This window comes from Sulfitobacter mediterraneus (assembly GCF_016801775.1).
GTDB lineage: Bacteria > Pseudomonadota > Alphaproteobacteria > Rhodobacterales > Rhodobacteraceae > Sulfitobacter > Sulfitobacter mediterraneus_A.
On sequence record NZ_CP069004.1, the window covers coordinates 3,745,228 to 3,764,862 of the forward strand.

The 19,635-nt window shown below is 58.2% G+C and carries 17 protein-coding genes; 11 read left to right on the forward strand and 6 right to left on the reverse strand.

Going from position 1 to position 19,635, the window contains the following annotated elements; translation table 11 throughout:
- Nucleotides 1-75 precede the first annotated feature (75 nt).
- Both JNX03_RS18405 and JNX03_RS18410 read right to left on the reverse strand, forming a co-directional pair.
- A complete protein-coding gene (locus JNX03_RS18405) occupies nucleotides 76-1,422 on the reverse strand; it encodes an aspartate aminotransferase family protein (protein WP_203210438.1) in 1,347 nt (448 codons plus the stop codon).
- Nucleotides 1,419-2,228 (reverse strand): IclR family transcriptional regulator, encoded by an 810-nt coding sequence (locus JNX03_RS18410; RefSeq protein WP_203210439.1) that lies wholly within the window; start codon nucleotides 2,226-2,228, stop codon nucleotides 1,419-1,421. Before JNX03_RS18410 ends, JNX03_RS18405 begins: the two co-directional genes overlap by 4 nt.
- Before the next feature lie 112 nt (nucleotides 2,229-2,340).
- Here JNX03_RS18410 and JNX03_RS18415 point away from each other — a divergent pair, with 112 nt between their 5' ends.
- From JNX03_RS18415 to JNX03_RS18435, 5 genes are all read left to right on the forward strand, one after another.
- Nucleotides 2,341-3,285 (forward strand): tripartite tricarboxylate transporter substrate binding protein, encoded by a 945-nt coding sequence (locus JNX03_RS18415; protein WP_203210440.1) that lies wholly within the window; start codon nucleotides 2,341-2,343, stop codon nucleotides 3,283-3,285.
- A gap of 65 nt (nucleotides 3,286-3,350) precedes the next feature.
- Nucleotides 3,351-3,890 (forward strand): tripartite tricarboxylate transporter TctB family protein, encoded by a 540-nt coding sequence (locus JNX03_RS18420; protein ID WP_203210441.1) that lies wholly within the window; start codon nucleotides 3,351-3,353, stop codon nucleotides 3,888-3,890.
- A gap of 12 nt (nucleotides 3,891-3,902) precedes the next feature.
- Nucleotides 3,903-5,420, forward strand: a complete 1,518-nt coding sequence (locus JNX03_RS18425; RefSeq protein WP_203210442.1) for a tripartite tricarboxylate transporter permease — start codon at nucleotides 3,903-3,905, stop codon at nucleotides 5,418-5,420.
- A gap of 4 nt (nucleotides 5,421-5,424) precedes the next feature.
- Nucleotides 5,425-6,909, forward strand: a complete 1,485-nt coding sequence (locus JNX03_RS18430; RefSeq protein ID WP_203210443.1) for an aldehyde dehydrogenase — start codon at nucleotides 5,425-5,427, stop codon at nucleotides 6,907-6,909.
- 11 nt (nucleotides 6,910-6,920) lie between these two features.
- Nucleotides 6,921-8,147: a Tm-1-like ATP-binding domain-containing protein gene (locus tag JNX03_RS18435; protein ID WP_203210444.1), complete on the forward strand. Its 1,227-nt coding sequence runs from the start codon at nucleotides 6,921-6,923 to the stop codon at nucleotides 8,145-8,147.
- Here JNX03_RS18435 and hpaR read toward each other — a convergent pair.
- Nucleotides 8,139-8,576: a homoprotocatechuate degradation operon regulator HpaR gene (gene hpaR / locus JNX03_RS18440; RefSeq protein WP_203210445.1), complete on the reverse strand. Its 438-nt coding sequence runs from the start codon at nucleotides 8,574-8,576 to the stop codon at nucleotides 8,139-8,141. The genes JNX03_RS18435 and hpaR overlap by 9 nt on opposite strands.
- 213 nt (nucleotides 8,577-8,789) lie before the next feature.
- Here hpaR and JNX03_RS18445 point away from each other — a divergent pair, with 213 nt between their 5' ends.
- The 6 genes from JNX03_RS18445 to hpaH all read left to right on the forward strand — a co-directional run bounded on the left by JNX03_RS18445 (nucleotide 8,790) and on the right by hpaH (nucleotide 14,803).
- On the forward strand, nucleotides 8,790-9,179 hold the full coding sequence (locus JNX03_RS18445; RefSeq protein WP_203210446.1) for a 5-carboxymethyl-2-hydroxymuconate isomerase: 390 nt from the start codon (nucleotides 8,790-8,792) through the stop codon (nucleotides 9,177-9,179).
- The gene (hpaE, locus tag JNX03_RS18450) at nucleotides 9,176-10,687 is read left to right on the forward strand and encodes a 5-carboxymethyl-2-hydroxymuconate semialdehyde dehydrogenase (protein ID WP_203210447.1); all 1,512 of its coding nucleotides are present in this window, start codon (nucleotides 9,176-9,178) and stop codon (nucleotides 10,685-10,687) included. Before JNX03_RS18445 ends, hpaE begins: the two co-directional genes overlap by 4 nt.
- A gap of 12 nt (nucleotides 10,688-10,699) precedes the next feature.
- On the forward strand, nucleotides 10,700-11,683 hold the full coding sequence (gene hpaD / locus JNX03_RS18455; protein ID WP_203210448.1) for a 3,4-dihydroxyphenylacetate 2,3-dioxygenase: 984 nt from the start codon (nucleotides 10,700-10,702) through the stop codon (nucleotides 11,681-11,683).
- A 74-nt stretch (nucleotides 11,684-11,757) separates the two neighbouring features.
- A complete protein-coding gene (locus tag JNX03_RS18460) occupies nucleotides 11,758-13,155 on the forward strand; it encodes a pyridoxal phosphate-dependent decarboxylase family protein (protein ID WP_203210449.1) in 1,398 nt (465 codons plus the stop codon).
- Nucleotides 13,152-14,006 (forward strand): fumarylacetoacetate hydrolase family protein, encoded by an 855-nt coding sequence (locus tag JNX03_RS18465; protein ID WP_203210450.1) that lies wholly within the window; start codon nucleotides 13,152-13,154, stop codon nucleotides 14,004-14,006. Before JNX03_RS18460 ends, JNX03_RS18465 begins: the two co-directional genes overlap by 4 nt.
- Complete coding sequence (hpaH, locus tag JNX03_RS18470; protein ID WP_203210451.1) at nucleotides 14,003-14,803, forward strand: 2-oxo-hept-4-ene-1,7-dioate hydratase; 801 nt, start codon at nucleotides 14,003-14,005, stop codon at nucleotides 14,801-14,803. Before JNX03_RS18465 ends, hpaH begins: the two co-directional genes overlap by 4 nt.
- Before the next feature lie 65 nt (nucleotides 14,804-14,868).
- Here the strand turns inward: hpaH and JNX03_RS18475 are convergent, their stop codons facing one another.
- The 3 genes from JNX03_RS18475 to JNX03_RS18485 form a co-directional block, all read right to left on the reverse strand.
- Complete coding sequence (locus tag JNX03_RS18475; RefSeq protein WP_203210452.1) at nucleotides 14,869-16,803, reverse strand: DUF4214 domain-containing protein; 1,935 nt, start codon at nucleotides 16,801-16,803, stop codon at nucleotides 14,869-14,871.
- 99 nt (nucleotides 16,804-16,902) lie between these two features.
- Complete coding sequence (locus JNX03_RS18480) at nucleotides 16,903-18,183, reverse strand: flippase (RefSeq protein WP_203240816.1); 1,281 nt, start codon at nucleotides 18,181-18,183, stop codon at nucleotides 16,903-16,905.
- A 50-nt stretch (nucleotides 18,184-18,233) separates the two neighbouring features.
- Nucleotides 18,234-19,544 (reverse strand): hypothetical protein, encoded by a 1,311-nt coding sequence (locus JNX03_RS18485; RefSeq protein WP_203210454.1) that lies wholly within the window; start codon nucleotides 19,542-19,544, stop codon nucleotides 18,234-18,236.
- Nucleotides 19,545-19,635: the final 91 nt, after the last annotated feature.

Genomic DNA, 19,635 nt, shown 5'->3' on the forward strand with positions numbered 1-19,635 from the left:
AATGCCCCGTCCCGCGATGCCGGGCGGGGCATTGGTGTGTTCGCGGTCAATCGCTGTCAGGCCCATGCGCCGACGTCAGACGCAGGCGAGGCCCGCATCCAAGGCTGACAGGATCGTATCTGCCTCCGCTTCGCTCAGGACCAATGGCGGCGACAGGATCAGATTGGGGCCGGACACCCGCACCATTGCACCGTTCTGATAGGCACCTTCCTGCACCGCCAGCGCGGAGGCCCCGTCAATCGGAGTCTTGGTCGCGAGGTCACTGACCATCTCAATTGCGGTCATCAACCCATGCCCGCCGCGCACATCGCCGATGATATCATATTTCTCCATAAGGGCTTTGCACCCGTTGAAAAGCTGCGCGCCCCGCGCGGCAGCATTGTCCACCACGTTCAAGCGCTTGGTCTCTGCCAGACAGGCCAGCGCCGCCGCCGCACCGACAGGATGGCCCGAATAGGTGTAGCCATGGCCGATTTTGGCAGACGGGTTGCCCTCGAACACATCAACCATGCGGTGGCCGATCATCACCGCGCCAAAGGGGAAATATCCGTTGGTGATCGCCTTGGCGGTACACATCATATCCGGCTGAATGCCCCAAAGCCGCGCACCGGACCATGCGCCGGTTCGGCCATAGGCGGTGATCACCTCATCGGTGATCAGCAAGATGCCGTGGCGATTGCAGATCTCCTGAACCATTGGCGCAAAGGATTTGTGCGGCGGTATCACCCCGCCTGCGCCCAGAATCGGTTCCATGATCATCGCGGCGATGGTGCCCGCGCCTTGAAAGGCGATCTCGTCCTCCAAGGCCTGCACACAAAGCTGGGCCAGCCTTTCGGGATCACTTTCATTAAACGGGTTCCGGTAGGTGTAGGGCGCCGGAATGTGGAAACAGCCGGGCAAAAGTGGCTCGTAAGCGGTGCGGAAATTGGCATTGCCGTTGACAGATGCACCGCCGATATGGGTGCCGTGATAGCCTTTCTTGAGGCTCAAGAACTTGGTGCGTCCCGCCTCTCCACGTAGCTTGTGATACTGGCGGGCAAGACGCAGCGCGGTTTCAACCGAATCCGATCCGCCAGAGGTAAAGAACGCTCGTGCCATCCCGTCAGGCTCAAAGAATTCCGACAGTTCAAAAGACAGCTCAATCGCCACATCGTTGGACGTGCCGCGGAACGTGGAATAATAGGGCAGGGTGTCCAGCTGTGCGGTCATCGCGTCTTTGACCGGTTGGCAGGAATAGCCCAGATTGACGTTCCACAGCCCGCCAACACCGTCCACCACACTATGCCCGTCAATATCCGTAACGCTCACGCCGCTGGCACCGGTGATGATCTTGGGCGGGTTCTCGGCGCTGTCCTGCGGCGAGGTCATCGGATGCCACATCAGCCGCCCGTTGTTCTCTTTGAGGAAGTTGGAGTCTTTCATGATGTGTTTTCCAATACGTTCGAACGTGACAGTGAACCGGCCCATGCGGCCTCGATTTCGGCAGGGACGGCACCGCCCCAGTTTCGGGTGATGTCGCGGCTGGCGTTGATCAGCTGTTTCTTGACCTTGGCCTCTAGTTCTGGCGTGAAACGGGAGGCAACGCAGGCCACGGAGACCGCACCGGCAAAGCGGCCGGATTGATCAAATACCGGGGCCGAGACCCCCTGAATGTCGTCCTCGTAGCAACGGTCGGAGCGGCCAAAGCCACTTTGCCGGACCGCCGCGACCGTTTGCTGCAACGCCTCTTTTGATGCGATGGTGCGATCGGTAAATGTCTGCAACTTCGCAACCGCTGCGGGCCAAAGCTCAGATGGGCCAAAGGCCAGAGCACAAAGCCCGGATGCCGTGGCATGGAGCGGGAAAGACTGCACATCGATGATCGCGCGGGTGCTGTGATGATGCGATTCCCGGGACACCAGTGGATAGACTGTGGTGCCCGAAAGCACGGAAACATGAGCGGTCTCGCCCGTTGTGTCGACCAGGCCATCCAGCACGGTTTCGGCCCCGGCTTTGCGCGGCACCGTCTCTTCACGGATTTGCGCCAACTGTAGCAACGCGGGCCCAAGCCGGTAATGTTTGGTCACCGGGTTCTGTTCCACAAATCCTGCGTCTTCAAGAGCTTGCAGGTGCCTGTAGGTCGTCGCTTTGTCACGCCCAGCCTGCCGGCACAGCTGCGACAACCCGATCTCGGGTTGGGCTGATGTGAAATACGCCAAAAGCTCCAGCGTTTTCGAAATGGACGACATGAGACTCTCGCTTTGTTGCTGTCTTGAGAAAAAGTTTGACAGAGGGAGGTTAACAAGGCAACCTTTTTATGAAACGTCGGTTCACTATATGAACCATATCAGGGAGAAACCAATGAATAGATTTTCAATGTCCGTGACGGCTTTGGCCTTGGCCATGACTGCCGTTGCCGGAGCTGCACAGGCCGAATACCCCGAAAAGCCGGTAGAATTTGTTGTCCCTTGGCCTCCGGGCGATCTTGAGGACGTCTTGACGCGCATGATTGCTGAGGACTTTTCCGAGGCCTACGGCGTGCCCACAGCCGTGGTAAACAAACCCGGCGGCGGCGGCGGCCCTTTCCCCGGTGCAATCGAAGTGGCCAATGCGCCCGCTGATGGCTACACCATTGGATCTTTCATTATCGCGATCCCAGTGGTTGGCCCGCAGATCGGCATTCCCGAACTGAACCCCGATCCCTTTGTGCCGCTGGGCAATTTTCTGACCTATCCGTTTGTGATCGCGGCGGGCGGCAATGCCCCCTATGACGATATGGCGGGCTTGGCCGCCCATGCTGCAGACAATGACGTGGTGCTTGGCCACTTCGGTGCGCCACTGGTGCCAACGCAGGTCACATTGGGCTTGGCCAAATCCATGGGCTTTTCCTATGCTTCGGACGCCGCATTTGATGCGCTGGATTGCAACACGCTGGCCTCTGGCGATGTGGACGTGATCAACACCACGTTGCAACTGATCCTGCCCTGTCTGGATGATGTCAAAGTGCTGGCCTCCATCGGATCAGAGCGGATCGCGTTGACACCGGATGCCCCGACAGTGGCAGAGCTTGCGCCGGATCTGGACGTGGCCCTGTGGAACGGTCTGTTTGTGCATGCCGATACGCCGCAGGACGCACGCGACAAGATCATCGCTGTGGCGCAAAAAACCATGATGTCGGACAGAGCGAAAAAGCTGGCGGCGGAAACCGGTGCGCTGGTCTATTGGCAGTCTGCGGATGAGGTTGCCGCGCAGATCGAAAAAGACATTGAGACCATGGGCCGCATCGAAGGTATGCTGTCCGAATAACCAAACTGCATTCCGCCGGGCGACATCTTTTGCCCGGCGGTTTGGCTGGTCATTGGGAGTGATCCATGTCGCGCGTCAAAACGCTGCAATCCTTGTTCAAGCGATACCGCCGTCCCGGCGATATCGTTTTTGCTTGGGTGATGTTGATTGTCTCGGTCTTTCTGTTGTCACAGCTGTTTGACCAAACGGCCTACAAACCGCGCGGCAAGCTGTTTGCCCAACCGCGGTTCTGGCCAGCGGTGTCACTGATCGGGATGGCCGGGTTCGCGACGTTTCACTTGCTGGGCTCGGCGCTGTCGGACCGGATCGAGGGGCGTTGGCGCGAAGTTTGGACGTGGTTTGCTGCGCTGGAATATGCGGGATGGTTTATTGCCTATGCCGCGCTTGTTCCATTGGGCGGCTACCTGCCAACAACGCTGGTTTTTGCGCTGCTACTGACTGTGCGTGTTGGATACCGCAGCGCCCGTATGTTGGTTGCGGCAGGTGTCAGTGCGCTGATCACCGTTTTGCTGTTCAAAACCCTGCTGCGGGTGAACCTGCCTGCCGGAAAAATCTACGAGATGCTGCCCGATGGGCTGCGCCCGTTTATGTTGACCTATTTCTGATCGGATCACGTCATGGAAAACCTGCTTGCCGGGGCTGAAATGCTGGCCCGATGGGATGTGTTGGTCGCGCTGTTGGTTGGCTCGATCGGGGGGGTGATCATCGGCGCGATCCCCGGTGTTGGCCCCGCAGTGGCCATCGCCATCCTGCTGCCCGCGACCTTCTCACTTGATCCGATTGTCGGGCTGACCATGCTGCTGGGTATCTACGGTTCGTCGATGTACGGCGGCGCAATCCCGGCGATTTTAATCAACACGCCAGGCACGGCGGTGAATGCGCTGACCTCTTATGATGGCTATCCAATGACGCAGGCGGGCGAGGGCCACCGCGCCCTGTCATTGGCCTATAGCGCCTCGTTCTGGGGGGGTATTTTTGGCATAGGGTGTTTGATCCTGCTGTCTCCAGTGCTTGCCATGATCGCCCCGATGTTCGGCTCGCGCGAGATATTTCTCGCGGCCTTTCTGGGTGTTTTGCTGGTGATCCTGGCCCATCGCGGACAGATCTTTGCCGCCGGTTTTCTGGCCATGTTCGGCATCTTCTTACAGACCGTGGGTTTGGACGCTGTGACCTATACCCAGCGCTACACATTTGGCTTTTCATTCCTCAGTTCGGGTATCAATCTGATCGTTGTGGTTCTGGGTCTCTTTGCCCTGAGCCAGGCGTTTTTCCTTCTGACGGCACCAGACAGCAGCCCGGATGCAAAACCGGTGACAGGTAAACTGACTGCTGGATTCAAGGAGTTGTTGAAACACAAACGGGTCGCGACGGTCTCCTCCAGCTTTGGGGTGCTTTTGGGAATGATCCCCGGAACGGGTGAGTTTACCGCCCAATTCATGAGCTACACATACGCGCAAAAAACCTCTGCCAAGCCCGATGGTTTTGGCAAAGGATCCCCCGAAGGATTGATTGCGTCAGAGGCGGCCAACAACGCCGTGCCCGCCGCCGCGATGATCCCGCTTCTGGCGCTGGGCATCCCTGGTGAGGCGCTGACCGCGATGATGCTATCGGTGTTCTATATTCACAATGTCATCCCCGGACCGCAACTTTTCCAGAACCAGATTGATCTGGTTTACGGGCTCTATTTCGCGCTGATCCTGCTCAATGTGATCGTGATGGTGTTCTTGCTGTTCTCGACCAATCTGCTCACCAAGATCATTCGCGTGCCAACCCGGTTTTTGGGGGTGGTGATCCTGATCCTGTCCTTTGTGGGGGTCTATTCACTGCGCAATTCGCTGACCGATTGTATGATTTCGGCGGGGTTTGGCGTGCTTGGCCTGATCCTGAAGCGGCTGAACCTGCCAATTGTCCCGATCATTCTGGGAATGGTTCTGGGCGGCATCATGGAGGTCAAGCTGCGCTCGGCCCTGCCGCGCCTCAAGACGCCGCTGGATATGATCGACCGGCCCATTTCCTTTATCCTCTTCGTGATCATCGTATTGGTGATCGCATTGCACATCCGCACGCTGGTCAAAGAGTTTCGCGCCCATCAGCCCGAAGAGGACCACGACATGCACGACAGTCAAACACGGTAGGCCCATGGATCAAAACAGCATCAATGCATTGCGGGATCAGCCCGTTCCGGTGTTCCACCACTTGATCGAAGGCAAGCACGTGCCAGCCTCGGATGGCGGGCTGATGGATGTTCTGTCGCCGCTCAATGGGCAGGTGTTGACGCAGGTCGCCAATGGCACCGCGGCAGACATGAACGCGGCCATCGCATCGGCCCGTGCGGCATTTGAGGATGGCCACTGGGCCGGACAAGCGCCCGCAGCCCGCAAGAAAGTCCTGATGAAATGGGCCGATCTGATCGACGCCCATGCGCTTGAACTCGCCGTGCTGGGCGTGCGCGACAATGGCACCGAGATCAGCATGGCCCGAAAAGCCGAGCCGGGATCAGCCGCCGCCACGATCCGCTATTACGCCGAGGCGCTCGACAAGATCTATGGTGAGATTGCGACGACATCATCCGATGTTCTGGGCCTGATCCACAAAGAACCGGTGGGCGTGGTCGGCGCGATCATTCCGTGGAACTTTCCGATGATGATTGGCGCTTGGAAGTTGGGGCCGGCGCTGGCGATGGGCAATTCGGTGGTTCTGAAGCCCTCCGAGACCGCATCGCTATCGCTGATGCGGATGGCCGATCTGGCGCTTGAGGCCGGATTGCCGCCCGGTGTTCTGAACGCGGTCACGGGTGCGGGCGCGGTGGTGGGCGAGGCACTGGGCCTGTCGATGGATGTGGATGCCCTGGTGTTCACAGGATCGGGCGCAACGGGACGCCGCCTGATGGAATATGCAGCAAGGTCCAATATGAAGCGGGTCTATCTTGAGCTGGGCGGCAAATCTCCCAACATCATCTTTGCCGATGCCCCAAATCTGGATGAGGCGGCTAAAGTTGCTGCTGCCGGTATCTTTCGAAACGCCGGTCAGGTCTGTGTCGCGGGATCGCGTCTTTTGGTCGAGTCATCCATCCACGATGATTTTGTCGCCGCCGTTGCCCGGGCCACAGGGGCAATGAAGGTTGGTGACCCACTTGATCTGTCCACCAACATCGGCGCGGTGAATTCGGAGCGGCAGTTGCAACAAAATCTGGATTTTCTGCGCAAGGCGGAGCAGGAAGGCGGCGACATTGTCAGGGGTGGCGGTCGCATCCTGCAAGAGACCGGCGGCTATTTCATGGACCCCGCCATTGTGACAGGCGTGGCGCCCGATGCGACGCTGGCGCAAGAGGAGGTGTTCGGACCGGTCTTGGCGGTCACCCCGTTCGAAGGTGAGGACGCCGCGTTGCGGATGGCCAATGGCACGGTCTACGGGTTGGCGGGTGCGGTCTGGACTTCAAATCTCAGCCGCGCCCACCGCATGGTCCGTGCTGTACGCACCGGGGTGATGCATGTGAACACCTATGGCGGTGCTGATGGCACTGTGCCGCTGGGCGGTGTGGGGCAATCCGGTAATGGGTCGGACAAATCACTCCATGCGATTGAGAAATACATCAATCTGAAGACCGCTTGGATCAAACTCTGAAGGGGGTGCATATGACAGAGAAAACCATTCTGGTGATCGGCACTTATGACACCAAAGACGATGAACTGGGATTTCTGGCGGACGTGATCCGAGCGCAGGGCGGGCGCGTTCTGACGATGGATGTCTCCGTTTTGGGCGATCCCTCAAAGCCTTGCGATTACTCCAAACACGACGTCGCCCAAGAGGGCGGCAGCACCATCGCAGAGGCGATTGCATCGGGCGATGAAAACCATGCCATGCAGATCATGGCCGCAGGTGCGTCCATGCTGGTAACGCGGCTTTATGCGCAGCGGACCTTTGACGGGATGATCGTGCTTGGCGGCACGATGGGTACGGATCTGGCGCTGGATGTGTGTACGGCCTTGCCGCTTGGTGTGCCGAAATACATTGTCTCTACCGTGTCTTTCTCGCCGCTGATCCCGGCAGAACGGTTGGCGGCAGACACGCAGATGATCCTTTGGGCTGGCGGGCTGTATGGCCTCAATTCGGTTTGCAAAGCCTCGCTCAGTCAGGCGGCAGGTGCGGTGCTGGGCGCGACGCGGGCGGTGCAAATGCCTGATCCGGACAAGCCGATGATCGGCATGACCTCGCTTGGCACCTCGGCGCTCAAGTATGTGATCCCGCTCAAGCCTGCTTTGGAAGAACGCGGATATGAGGTGGCCGTGTTCCACGCCACGGGGATGGGAGGACGTGCTTTTGAAAGCCTTGCAGGGCAGGGGGCGTTTGTCTGTGTCTTTGACTTTTGCACGCAGGAACTGGGCAACCATATTCACGGCTCAAACATCTCGGCGGGGGCGGACCGGCTGACCAACGCGGGCTTAAACGGCACTCCGCAGATCGTTGCGCCGGGCTGTTACGATCTTGTGGATATTGTCGGCTGGCAACCCCTGCCGGACAAATGGTCCGATCACCCCAGTCACGAACACAACCGGCTTTTGACCTCTGTGGTCTTGAATGAGGCAGAGCGGATTGCGGTGGCGCAAGCCCATTGTACTCAATTGGCTTCGGCCAAAGCTCCGGTTGAGGTTCTGCTGCCAGAGCTTGGCTTGGGTGAATGGGATCGCGAAGGCGCAGATCTGCATGACGCGCCGGGTTTGGCCGCGTTTCTGTCGGCGCTGGAAAGCGGCCTGCCGTCACAGGCCAAAGCGCATCGCCTTGATTGCCACATCAATGACGCGGCATTTGCGGACAAGGCGTTGGAGATCCTGGACAGTTGGCGGGCCAAAGGGCTAGTTTGAAGATCCCGGATCAAGCTGCGCCAGTAGGTCCAGCAGGGTTTCATAGTTGTCACTGCCCAATGTGGCCTTGAAATTCGCCACGATCTGCGCGGCCTGATCGGCGCGGTCGTCAATGATTTTTTGCCCCGCTTCGGTGATTGCGATCAATTGCCGCCGCCGGTCGACCTCGTCGCGGGTCTGTGTGATCAGCCCCTTGTTGCGCAGCGTTGTGGCGATGCGGGTGAGACTGGGAAACAGCAGGCTGGCCCGATCTGCCAAAGTGGATGTGTCAAGCGATCCGTGCTCGGCCAGCACCCGCAAGACCCGCCATTGCTGTTCGGTGATCCCGGTCTCTGCCAGCATTTCGCGGATTGGTGCCATGACCCCCTCGCGGGCGCGGATCAACGCAATGGGCAGGGAGCGGGACGTCGAAGGCAGCGGGTTGGTCATCGGGCACTCACATTGATTTGGCTTGGGATTAAATTCCCTGCATGGCTTGCGACCATGCCGGGAAATATCAATGGTTTGGGACGCGATGCCAAGGGTGCTTGTGCTGGCAAGCGTTCTTTGCTGCAAGAGGAGAACAAACGATCAGCAGCTGGGCTTGACAAAACAACGGCGAATTTATTAACTTCATAATTGTTAACATGTTAAGGAAATTATGTGCCGCACTTCCACATCGACTATTCCGCCAACCTCGAAGAGGTTCTGGACATCGCGCAGCTGTGCGAGGTGATCCGCGCAACGGCTGCAGGGATTGAGACCTTTCCCATGGCCGGTATCCGTGTGCGTGCCCTGCAGGCGGACCATGTGGCGATGGCGGATGGGGATGCCAGACACGGCTACATTGATCTGTCGGTGCGCCTCCGCGAAGGGCGCAGTGACGCGGTAAAGCGCGATGCGATTGAAACGATCTTTGCGGCGCTCAAGGATTTTGCAGCGCCGGCCATGGCCAGCCATTCCATCGCGCTTTCTGCGGAAATTCGCGATATTGACGGTGATCTATCCCCAAAATTCGGCAACATCCGCGACCATCTGGAGGACAATGCATGAGCGTGCTTGAAGACAATATCGCGAAGTTGGACGGATATTTGCAGCGGTTCCGAGAGAACGGGATCGCCAACCGGATTGCGGGACAAGACAGCATCGGCAGCGCGGGTGTGTTCCAAACCCTGTCGCCGGTCGATAAATCCGTGATATGCGATGTGGCAGAGGGCAGCGCCGAGGACATTGACCGCGCCGCCAAAGCCGCCGCTGAAGCCTTTCCGGCATGGCGTGATATGCCCGCGCTCGAGCGTAAGCGCATCCTGATCCGCGTGGCCGAGGGGATCGAAGCCCGCGCCGAAGAGATTGCCTTATGCGAATGCTGGGACACCGGGCAGGCGTTCAAGTTCATGTCCAAAGCCGCGCTGCGCGGTGCGGAAAATTTCCGTTATTTCGCTGATCAGGTGGTGCAGGCGCGGGACGGTCAGTTGCTGCAATCGCCGACCTTGATGAATGTCACAACGCGCAAACCCATTGGCCCTGTTGGCGTGATCACCCCTTGGAACACGCCCTTCATGTTGTCCACCTGGAAGATCGCGCCGGCGCTGGCCGCAGGATGCACAGTGGTTCACAAACCTGCCGAGGCCTCCCCTCTGACTGCGCGTTTGCTGGTCGAGATCGCCGAAGATGCGGGCCTGCCACTGGGGGTGTTGAACACCGTCAACGGTTTTGGCGAAACCGCTGGCAAGGCGCTGTGTGAACATCCCGATATCAAGGCCATCGCCTTTGTCGGAGAAAGCCGCACCGGATCGATGATCATCAGGCAGGGGGCAGAGACCCTTAAACGCAACCACCTTGAGCTGGGCGGCAAGAACCCGGTGATTGTCTTTGAAGATGCGGATCTGGAACGCGCTTTGGATGCGGTGATCTTTATGATCTATTCGATCAACGGCGAGCGGTGCACCTCATCTTCGCGGCTGTTGGTCCAGGACAGCATTCGCACTGAATTCGAGGCCAAGCTGGTTGAACGGGTGAACAACATCAAGGTGGGACACCCCCTTGATCCCAAAACGGAAATCGGCCCGCTGATCAGTCGCGAACACTTTGAAAAAGTCACCAGCTATTTCGACATTGCCGCCCAAGATGGCGCGACAACGGCGGCAGGAGGCGCGGCCCTCGGGGACGAAGGGTATTTTGTCAAGCCGACCCTCTTTACCAACGCGCGAAACGACATGCGCATCGCCCAGGAAGAGATTTTTGGCCCGGTCTTGACCTCCATCCCTTTTGAGACCGAGGAAGACGCTTTGCGCCTTGCCAACGACACGGCCTATGGGCTGACCGGCTACCTTTGGACGAATGACCTGACGCGGGCCCTGCGTTTTACCGACGCGCTGGAGGCGGGAATGATCTGGGTGAATTCGGAGAATGTCCGCCACTTGCCCACACCCTTTGGCGGGGTCAAGGCCAGCGGTATTGGCCGGGACGGCGGCGATTGGTCCTTTGATTTCTACATGGAGCAAAAACACATTGGTTTCGCCACCGGAGCGCATAAAATCACCCGCCTTGGCGCGTTGTAAGGAGATCAGACCATGCCTGTACCTGCCCCGAACCTTTACCCTGATTTCAACACGATCCGGCTGTCTCATCTCTGTTTGAACGTTAAAGACCTCGCGGCATCCAAGGCGTTCTACACCGATACGCTTGGCCTTCAGGTCACCGATGAGGATGCCAGCCATATTTACCTGCGTGCGATGGAGGAACGGGGGCACCACTGCATCATCCTGCAAAAATCCGACCAACCCGGCACGGTTGAGGTGATGGGTTTCAAGACCTTTGACGAGGATGATCTGGACAAGGCCGAAGCCTATTTCAACGCCAAGGGTCGCCCGACATCATGGGTGGAACGGCCCTATCAGGGACGCACTTTGCTGACCTCGGACAACATGGGCATACCGCTTGAGTTCTATCACAAGATGGACCGCCTTGCGCCGATCCATCAGAAATATGCGCTCTATCGCGGGGTCAAACCCTTGCGGATCGACCATTTCAATTGCTTTTCTCATGACGTAGATGCCTCTGTTGCCTTCTATAGTGACTTTGGTTTTCGCGTGACGGAATACACCGAAGACGAAGACAGCAAGCGGCTTTGGGCGGCATGGATGCACCGCAAGGGCGGTGTGCATGACATGGCGTTTACCAATGGCACGGGGCCGCGCATGCATCATGTGGCATTCTGGGTGCCGACCCCGATGAATATCATCGACCTGCTCGATCTGATGGCCACCACCGGATATGTGGACAACATCGAACGCGGACCGGGGCGGCATGGCATTTCAAACGCCTTTTTCCTTTATGTGCTGGACCCTGACGGCCACCGGATCGAGATCTATTGCTCGGATTATCAGACCGTTGATCCGGATCTGGAGCCGATCAAATGGGATCTGCAAGACCCGCAGCGCCAAACCCTTTGGGGGGCGGCAGCGCCCGAAAGCTGGTTTAAGCATGGCAGCAGTTTTGTGGGTGTGGACACCAAGGAGTCCGATATTGGGGCCAGCCCGATCATCGCACCCTGAGTGTGCCACAGCCGCCCGGCATTGACCTGCGGCCAACCTAAAGTCAGCAATGGCTAAAACACCGGAGGCTCCCCATGGATTGGGATGAATTCGCCCATTGGGGCAAGCATATTTCTGACTGGTCAGCAGACTATCACAAAACCCTGCGGGACCGCCCCGTGCGGGCGCAAACCGCTTTTGGCGAGACCGCCGCGCAATTACCACAAGCGCCGCCGGATGGCGCCGAAGCCATGGACCGTATCATGGCGGATTTTGAGCAGATCGTCATGCCGGGGATCACCCATTGGCAGCACCCACGTTTTTTCGCCTATTTCCCTGCCAATGCCGCGCCGCCCTCGATGCTGGCGGAAATGCTGGTCACCACCATCGCCTCGCAATGTATGCTTTGGCAGACCTCCCCCGCCGCGACCGAGGTTGAAACCGTCATGGTGCAATGGCTGCGTCAGGCGCTTGGGTTGTCCGAAGGTTTTACCGGTGTGATCCAAGACAGCGCGTCTTCGGCAACGCTTTCGGCGGTGCTGACGATGCGGGAACGGGCCACGGGATACACCGGCAACCGTGATGGCATCGCGGGCAAGGGGCACCTGCGGATATATTGCTCTGATCAGGTACATTCCTCGATTGATCGCGCCTGTTGGGTGTCGGGCATCGGGCAGGCCAATCTGGTCAAGATCCCGGCCACCGGCCCGCGCCACGGAATGGATGCCGCCGCCTTGCAAGCGGCCATCACCGCGGACCGCGCCGCGGGCCATACCCCTGCTGGCATAATCGCGATCACCGGTGGCACCGGCATCGGCGCTTGTGATACCCTTGGCCCCATTCTGGAGATCGCCAGAACCGAAGATCTTTACACCCATCTGGATGCAGCATGGGCCGGTGCAGCGATGATTTGCCCCGAATTGCAGGCGGAGTTCTGGGCCGATGTGAATGGCTTTGATAGCATCGTGTTTAATCCGCACAAATGGCTGGGCGCACAGTTTGACTGTTCAGTGCAATTCTTGCGCGACGCACAACCGCAACTGAATACGCTGAAGATCGAGCCTGAATATCTCAAGACCACGGGCGAAAGCGTGACCAACTATTCCGAATGGACCATCCCGCTCGGCCGCCGGTTTCGGGCGCTCAAGATATGGTTCTTGATCCGGTCTTACGGGTTGGACGGGCTGCGCAGCCGCATTCGCAATCACATCCTTTGGGCGGGCGAGGTCTGCGAGGCGATCCGAAAACTGGACGGGTTCGAGATCGTGACGGAACCGATCCTGAGCCTGTTTTCTTTCCGCTGTCCGGGGTCGGATGAAGATCAGCAACACCTTGTTGACGCGCTGAATGACGATGGCCGGATCTATGTCACGCAAGGCAGCTTTCAGGGGCGCAAGATCATCCGCTTTCAAGTCGGACAATTCGACACAACCCGCGCAGATGTGATGATGGCGGAAACGGTGATCCGTGACATCTGGGGGAAGATGCAATGAGGTTTGCGACATACACTGCCGATGGGGAGATGCACTATGGCGCCGCGGTTGAAGGGGGGATGATCCCGCTGGGCGATGCCTTTCCGCAATGGGCCAGCCTTTTGGACGTGGTTAAGGCCGGTGGGCTGAAGGATCTGGAGGACGCCGCACAGGGGCAAAGCCCGAAACATCAGGTATTCCAATATGAAATGGTTCTGCCGGATGCGCCGCGCATTCTCTGCGTTGGGGTGAACTTCCCCGACCGCAATGCTGAATACAAGGACGGCAGCGAACAGCCAAAATTCATGTCGCTGTTTCCGCGTTTTGCCAGTGGCTTTACCGGCCATGATCGCCCGCTGATCCGCCCGCCCGAAAGTCACATGCTGGACTACGAGGGCGAGGTTGCGATTGTGATCGGCAAAGCGGGCCGCCGGATTGCCCAAAGGGATGCCTATGATCATATTGCCGCGCTGACCTTGTGTAATGAAGGGACAATCCGCGATTGGGTGCGTCACGCGAAATTCAATGTGACGCAAGGCAAGAACTGGGATCGCTCCGGGGCGATTGGCCCGTGGCTTGTGCCTTTCCGCGATGCATCGCAGTTGGACGATGCGCGGATTATTACACGCGTGAATGGCGAGGTCCGGCAGGATGATGTGTTGTCCCGCATGATGCACCCCATCCGCCGCGAGATCGAATATATCTCGACCTTCATGACCCTGCAGCCCGGCGATATTATCGTCACCGGCACACCCACAGGCTCCGGCGCGCGGCTTGATCCGCCGCAGTACCTCTCACCGGGTGATGTGGTTGAGGTGGAGGTGAACGGCATCGGCACCCTGCGCAATACCGTCGAGGATGAAGCGACATGACCCCGCAAGACCACCAGATCGCCGCTGCCGATCTTTTGAACGCCGAAGCGACCGGCAAGCAGATTGGCCTGCTCACCAAACGCCACCCCGAAATGGGGATGGATGATGCCTATGCAATCCAGAACGCCATCTACCACGCCAAGCTGGATCAAGGGCGCAGGGTCACGGGCTGGAAAATCGGATTGACGTCCAAGGCAATGCAAAATGCGTTGAACATCGACATCCCGGACAGTGGTATCCTGTTTGACGACATGATGTTTGAAACCGGCGCGATGATCCCCAAAGGCCGCTTTATCCAGCCTCGGATCGAGGCCGAGATTGCCTTTGTCCTCAAGGCGCCCTTGGCCGGCGCGGATGTGACGCGGCAGGCTGTTCTGGCCGCAACCGACTACGTCGCGCCGTCGATTGAAATTCTGGACACACGGATCATTCGCGCCGATCCTGAAACCGGCCAAAGCCGCAAGATCTTTGACACGATCAGCGACAATGCCGCCAATGCGGGCGTGGTGCTGGGGGCAGAGCGTCACGCGGTGGATGCCTTCGATCTGCGCTGGGTCGGCGCGATTACCAGTCGCAATGGCGAGGTCGAAGAAACCGGCCTTGGCGCGGGGGTCTTGAACGATCCGGTCGAAAGCGTCGTCTGGCTGGCGCGCCGCATGGCGCAATACGGGCAAAGCATCGAACCGGGGCAGGTCATCCTGTCGGGCAGTTTCATCCGCCCGGTGGAATGCCCCAGCGGCACAAGGATCGCTGCCGATTTTGGTGCCTTTGGGAGGGTGGATCTGGCGTTCGAATAGCGGAATGGATTGGCCATTTTCCGCCTGCCGCATCATCGTCGCCCTACGATAGGCAATTGGCCGGATCAGGCGAGAAACGGATCATCGACAACACCGACGAGCTGCAAAATCAATGTGCCACTGTCGGCTGTCACTGCTTGGGCATAGTCGGCATCAATAGCCGCAACGGCGGCATCTACACTGCTGTCGTTGCCGCGCACAAAAAGCTGCATAGCGGCGGCCGCATCATTCACATCGGACAGGCCTTTGATCACGGCGTAGTAAGTTCCAATGTCTGTCTTGGTGCTGAGATAGCTTTGATCCTGCAACTGTAAATCCACAAATTCCTGACTGGCGTCTTGTGGCGGCTCGGCTTTGGCGCCGCGCAACACCTCAAGGATAAACGCATCCCTGCCAACCCCGCCGCTGTCCAATTGGCCGACCCAGAAGTCGAGCCCAGCCTGATCGGCGGTGCGGCCCAGCACATTGGCATAGACCTGCATGGCAAACTCAAGGTTGCTGGCGTCCGGAGCATAGGTTGCCCGCGTTTCATCTTGGTCAAGAAAAAAGGTCGCGGCTTGTTCAAGGGTCGTGCCATCGGCAAAGGCCGATCCCCAGAAGTACAGGCCAAGCGCGTCCGGCGCGCGGTTGAAATAGGCGATATAGAGTTCGACGAATGTGTTGATCTCATCGGCGTTCAAGCCGGTGATGCCCTCGATGATAGACAGATCAAGGGTGCCGTCGTCAAAAATGCTCACGCCGCTCGAAAACGCGAGGGTTTCCACGCCTGTCAAGCTGTCGGTCCCCTGGCCGTCCGCCATCCGGTCTTCAGCAAAGATCGTGCCATCCTGTGCCAGCCGTAGGGTGTAGCGGCCCATTCCGGCGTCAAAATGCGCCACATCGCCGGTTCCATCACCACCATCGAGGGTGTCGTCGCCCTTGCCGCCAAACAAGTTATCATTGCCTGCATTGCCAATCAGTTGGTCCGCACCGCCAAAGCCAAAAATAATGTCATCACCGATGCCCCCATCGAAAGTGTCGCCTTCCCCGGTCAAGTAGAACCAGTCGCCGGACCCTGACCCGGCGGCGGCTCCATTCGGGCTGACCACAAAGCTTGGGTTGGAGTTGCGCGACCCGATGATCAGATCGTCCAAAGCGCCATCCAGGCCGGGCAGGGCGGTGACCAAAGCCGCGACTAGCGCCTGAGACTGCGCATTTGCCTGTGCCTCAAAACCCGCAACGCTTGCAGCCCCTTGATCCGTCAGCTGTGCGCCAAAGGATTGCAGGCTTTGCAGTGCTTGCGCCGCCGCGGTCTTGACGGCAGCGATGGCCGCATCAAAATCCTCGGGTTCTGCTCCTTGAGACACCAATACGTCGATCACGCCATCCTGTTCATTGAGGTCCGACAGCAGCGCCAATGCCGCCGCCTCGCCAAGCTGGCCAAAAAGGTCATCCAAGGTGGCGCCGGTGACACTGCCGTTGCCAGTGTCGGTCGAGGCCCATGCACCTGTCGCATCATCGACAATGAAAGTGGGAGAGGTATAGCCCGCCTCATCCTCAGACCACAAAAAAGCATCCAGCCGATCCTGATAGGAGGCAAACAATTGCTCAATCTCGGTTTTTCCACCGCCGGTGCCGTTGCCAAAATCGTAGTCGGGATTGATGGAAATGATAAACGCCTCCATCGTGACATCCGGCGTGGCATTCGCAACGAAAGACCGCCCCGCATTGATGGCGGCAAACGCGGTGTCGTAGTCCTGATCAATCAAGGCCTGAACAATCGCCAAGGCTTCCGCATCGACCTGCTGGGAAATAAAAGAGAACAGGTTGACCAAGGTCGCCACCGGAATGTCCCGCAGCGCCTGTTCCGAGGCGTCTAGCGAGGCCAGGTATTCACTGACAGTCAGGCTCAAAGCATCGTCAATAACAGGGGGCAAGGGCTGGCTGGTGACCTGCAATAGACTGCGAAGCTGCGCATAGGACGCATTGAATTGGGTTTCAAATTGGTCAAGCGGGTTCACAGCGCAGTTCCTTAACACAAGCAATCGTACTGGTTTCTCTCTACACCAGCTTTGGCACCGTCGTCACCTTGGATTTGGTGCGCCGCGTCGACGATATTGTCAAAGGATGCTGCTGGAATATCCCGTGCGCCGTTTCAGTGCGACGGCCAAGAGGCCATTCCAGATTACCAGCGAAACAGCCGTGGCAACCGCCGCCCCTTCCATGCCATAGCGGGGCACCAAAGCAAGGTTCAGCGCCGCGTTCACCAAGACAGAGGTCGAAACACCAATCAGCGTGAGCGTCTGATGGCCGGTCATGTTCAGGATCAGCGCGACTGGTCCAAAACACGCATTCGCGAGCTGACCAAAAGTCAGGATGACCAAGGCCCAAAACGCGCCCTCATAGCTGCTGTCGAAAATGAGGATCAAAAGATGCCTGCCGAACACCCAGGTGATCGCTGCCCCCCCGATGCCGAACACCGTAATGATCCGCGCCGCCTTGGTGATTGTGGCCTGTAGTTCGGCGCTGTTCCCTTCGGCGTGTAATTTCGCAATCTGCGGCATGATCACGGTGTTGACCGCGCCGAGACCAAAAACCGCAATGGTCGACAGCACTGCTGCAGCGTTATAAAGACCGACCTGGGCGTCAGTACTCAAGATCCCGAGCATCACAATATCAAGGTTATTGTTGATCAATTGCACGCTTGCTATGGCCCCGAACGATAGGGTTGAGATGGTCAAGTCCCGGCTGCGGGTGGTCTTGGCTTGGCCCTGTTTTTGCGGCCAGAAACGAAAATCTGATCCACGTTTGAGCAACGCCACCGACAGGGCCGCATCTGCCACCAAAGCCAGTGAAAAAATCAGCAGGGCGGCCGACACCGACAAAGCTGCCGGATCGCTGGCGATCCAAACACCGGCCAGGACCACAATTGTCAGAACCGGCCGCAGCACATGTTCGGGAAACTGGCTTTGCACCGTGTGGCCCATGCCATGCAAAACACCGCTCAGCAATTTTGGTGCAGGCAAAAGCACATAGATCCCAAGACCCAGCGCCATGTGCCATTGCAGGTCCGTGTCGTTGATTCCCCATGCGATCCAGACGGCCAATGCGACTGCAAACACTCCGGTGGCCCAGATTGCGCGGTGCAAGGCCCATGTCCAGATTTGCCTGCTGTGCCCCGTGCCCGCATGGGCGCGGGCATAGGCAATCTCACGAACCAATGTCTGCCGCAGCCCAAACGCCAGAGGCATGGACAGGATGGTCATAACCGCGAGGACAAAAGAATATTCGCCAAACTTTTCGGGTTGCAGCAACCGCGCAATCATTGCGGTCGCCGCAGCGCCTAACAAAAGGCCACACACCCGAATGACCATGGTCCCTAAGGTCTGGCGCTTTTCCATCTGGTTTATGGTTTCCTTTGCCGCGCGAGCACGGTGCTTTGGGTTGCCCGCTAAAAGAACGCTGACAGAGAAAACTCGATATAGCTGTTTCCGTCCACCGAAGAGAGCGGATCTGTCAGACTGTCAGACACCACATGGTTGGCATTGATGCCGACACGCAAGCGCTCGCCTATCCGGCGCGACGCGGATAGGGTGTAAATCTGGGAACTCTGATCAAGGTCGTAAAAGACCCCCAGGTTAAAGCGGCTGTCGTTTGTGTCATTGGCGATGAAGTTCACGCCAACAAACACATCATCGTCATAAACGGTGACCGGTTGGCGGCCGCTCCGATCATCATAGTGATATTCCAGCGCAAGGGTCAGGGTGCCGTCGCCGCCCATCAGATTGTGAAAAGAATGATCGCCCCCAACGATGGCGCCGACGAAACGTTCACCAGATGCTTCCCGCAGGAACCCTTCAAACCGCAATTGCGTGTTTCCTTCGGCGTAGACTGTGGTCAGGCCCAGTTGCCTGATCTCCTGGTAGTAGGGTGTCACGGCAGTGAAGGCATCTGTCCCCGCGTCCGCGGCGGCCTTGGCCACTGTCTTTCCGCTGTTGTAGCCTGCCAATACATCGTCGTTGAATTGTGCGCAGGCCGAGGCGCTGACCGCGCTATCGGCGCTTATGCAACCGGGCATCCTGAGGGACTCGCGGGCGGTTCCCTGATAGGCCGACACACCGAGGTCCAATGAACCCTCGCCCAGAGAGAACCCATGGGTATAGCGCAACGCAAAATCGGGGCTGTTGCTGTCTTCGTAGCGGACCAATCCATCATCGGTATAGAATGGGCCACGCTGGCGGGTGGCACGACCACCAAAATTGCCGCGCACACTGTCGCCCAAGGCATAGACACTGAACGTACCGATATCTGTAAACAGATTTGCGTTCGCCATGGGGGTACCGATCAGGTCGCTGTTGCCGACCTGATTTGTTCTGTTCTTGGCGTTCATCACGTTGACGATGGTGCGGCCGTTGCTGACCCCCCAATCCTCGACATTGTAGCCCAGAACCAGATCCCAGTTTTCAAAACTGTTGGTGAAATATGCCTTCTGAATGTTAAAGAGCGAGCGGTCGTTTTCATCATCATTCAGGCCAGCGAATTGAAACACAACTTCGCCCGTGCCAACACCGAAACTGCCGTTCAGCTGGAAGCCGACAAAAGGGTGAAATCCGGCTTCGGCTTGCCCTGCATATTGACCGTCGTCAAAGTAATAGCGATATCCAACGTCAAGCCGTCCACTGAGGTTCAACGGGTTGCCTTCCGCCCATGCCGGAACGGCCCAGGCGGAGGCCATAACCGCAGCTGCGCAAAGACGTTTCATACCCAAATCGACCCCAATTAAACTGCCTTTCAGACGGGCACAGTATCCCAGCATGGCACAGGCGCAATCACATGGCCGCAGTCGTGGTCAC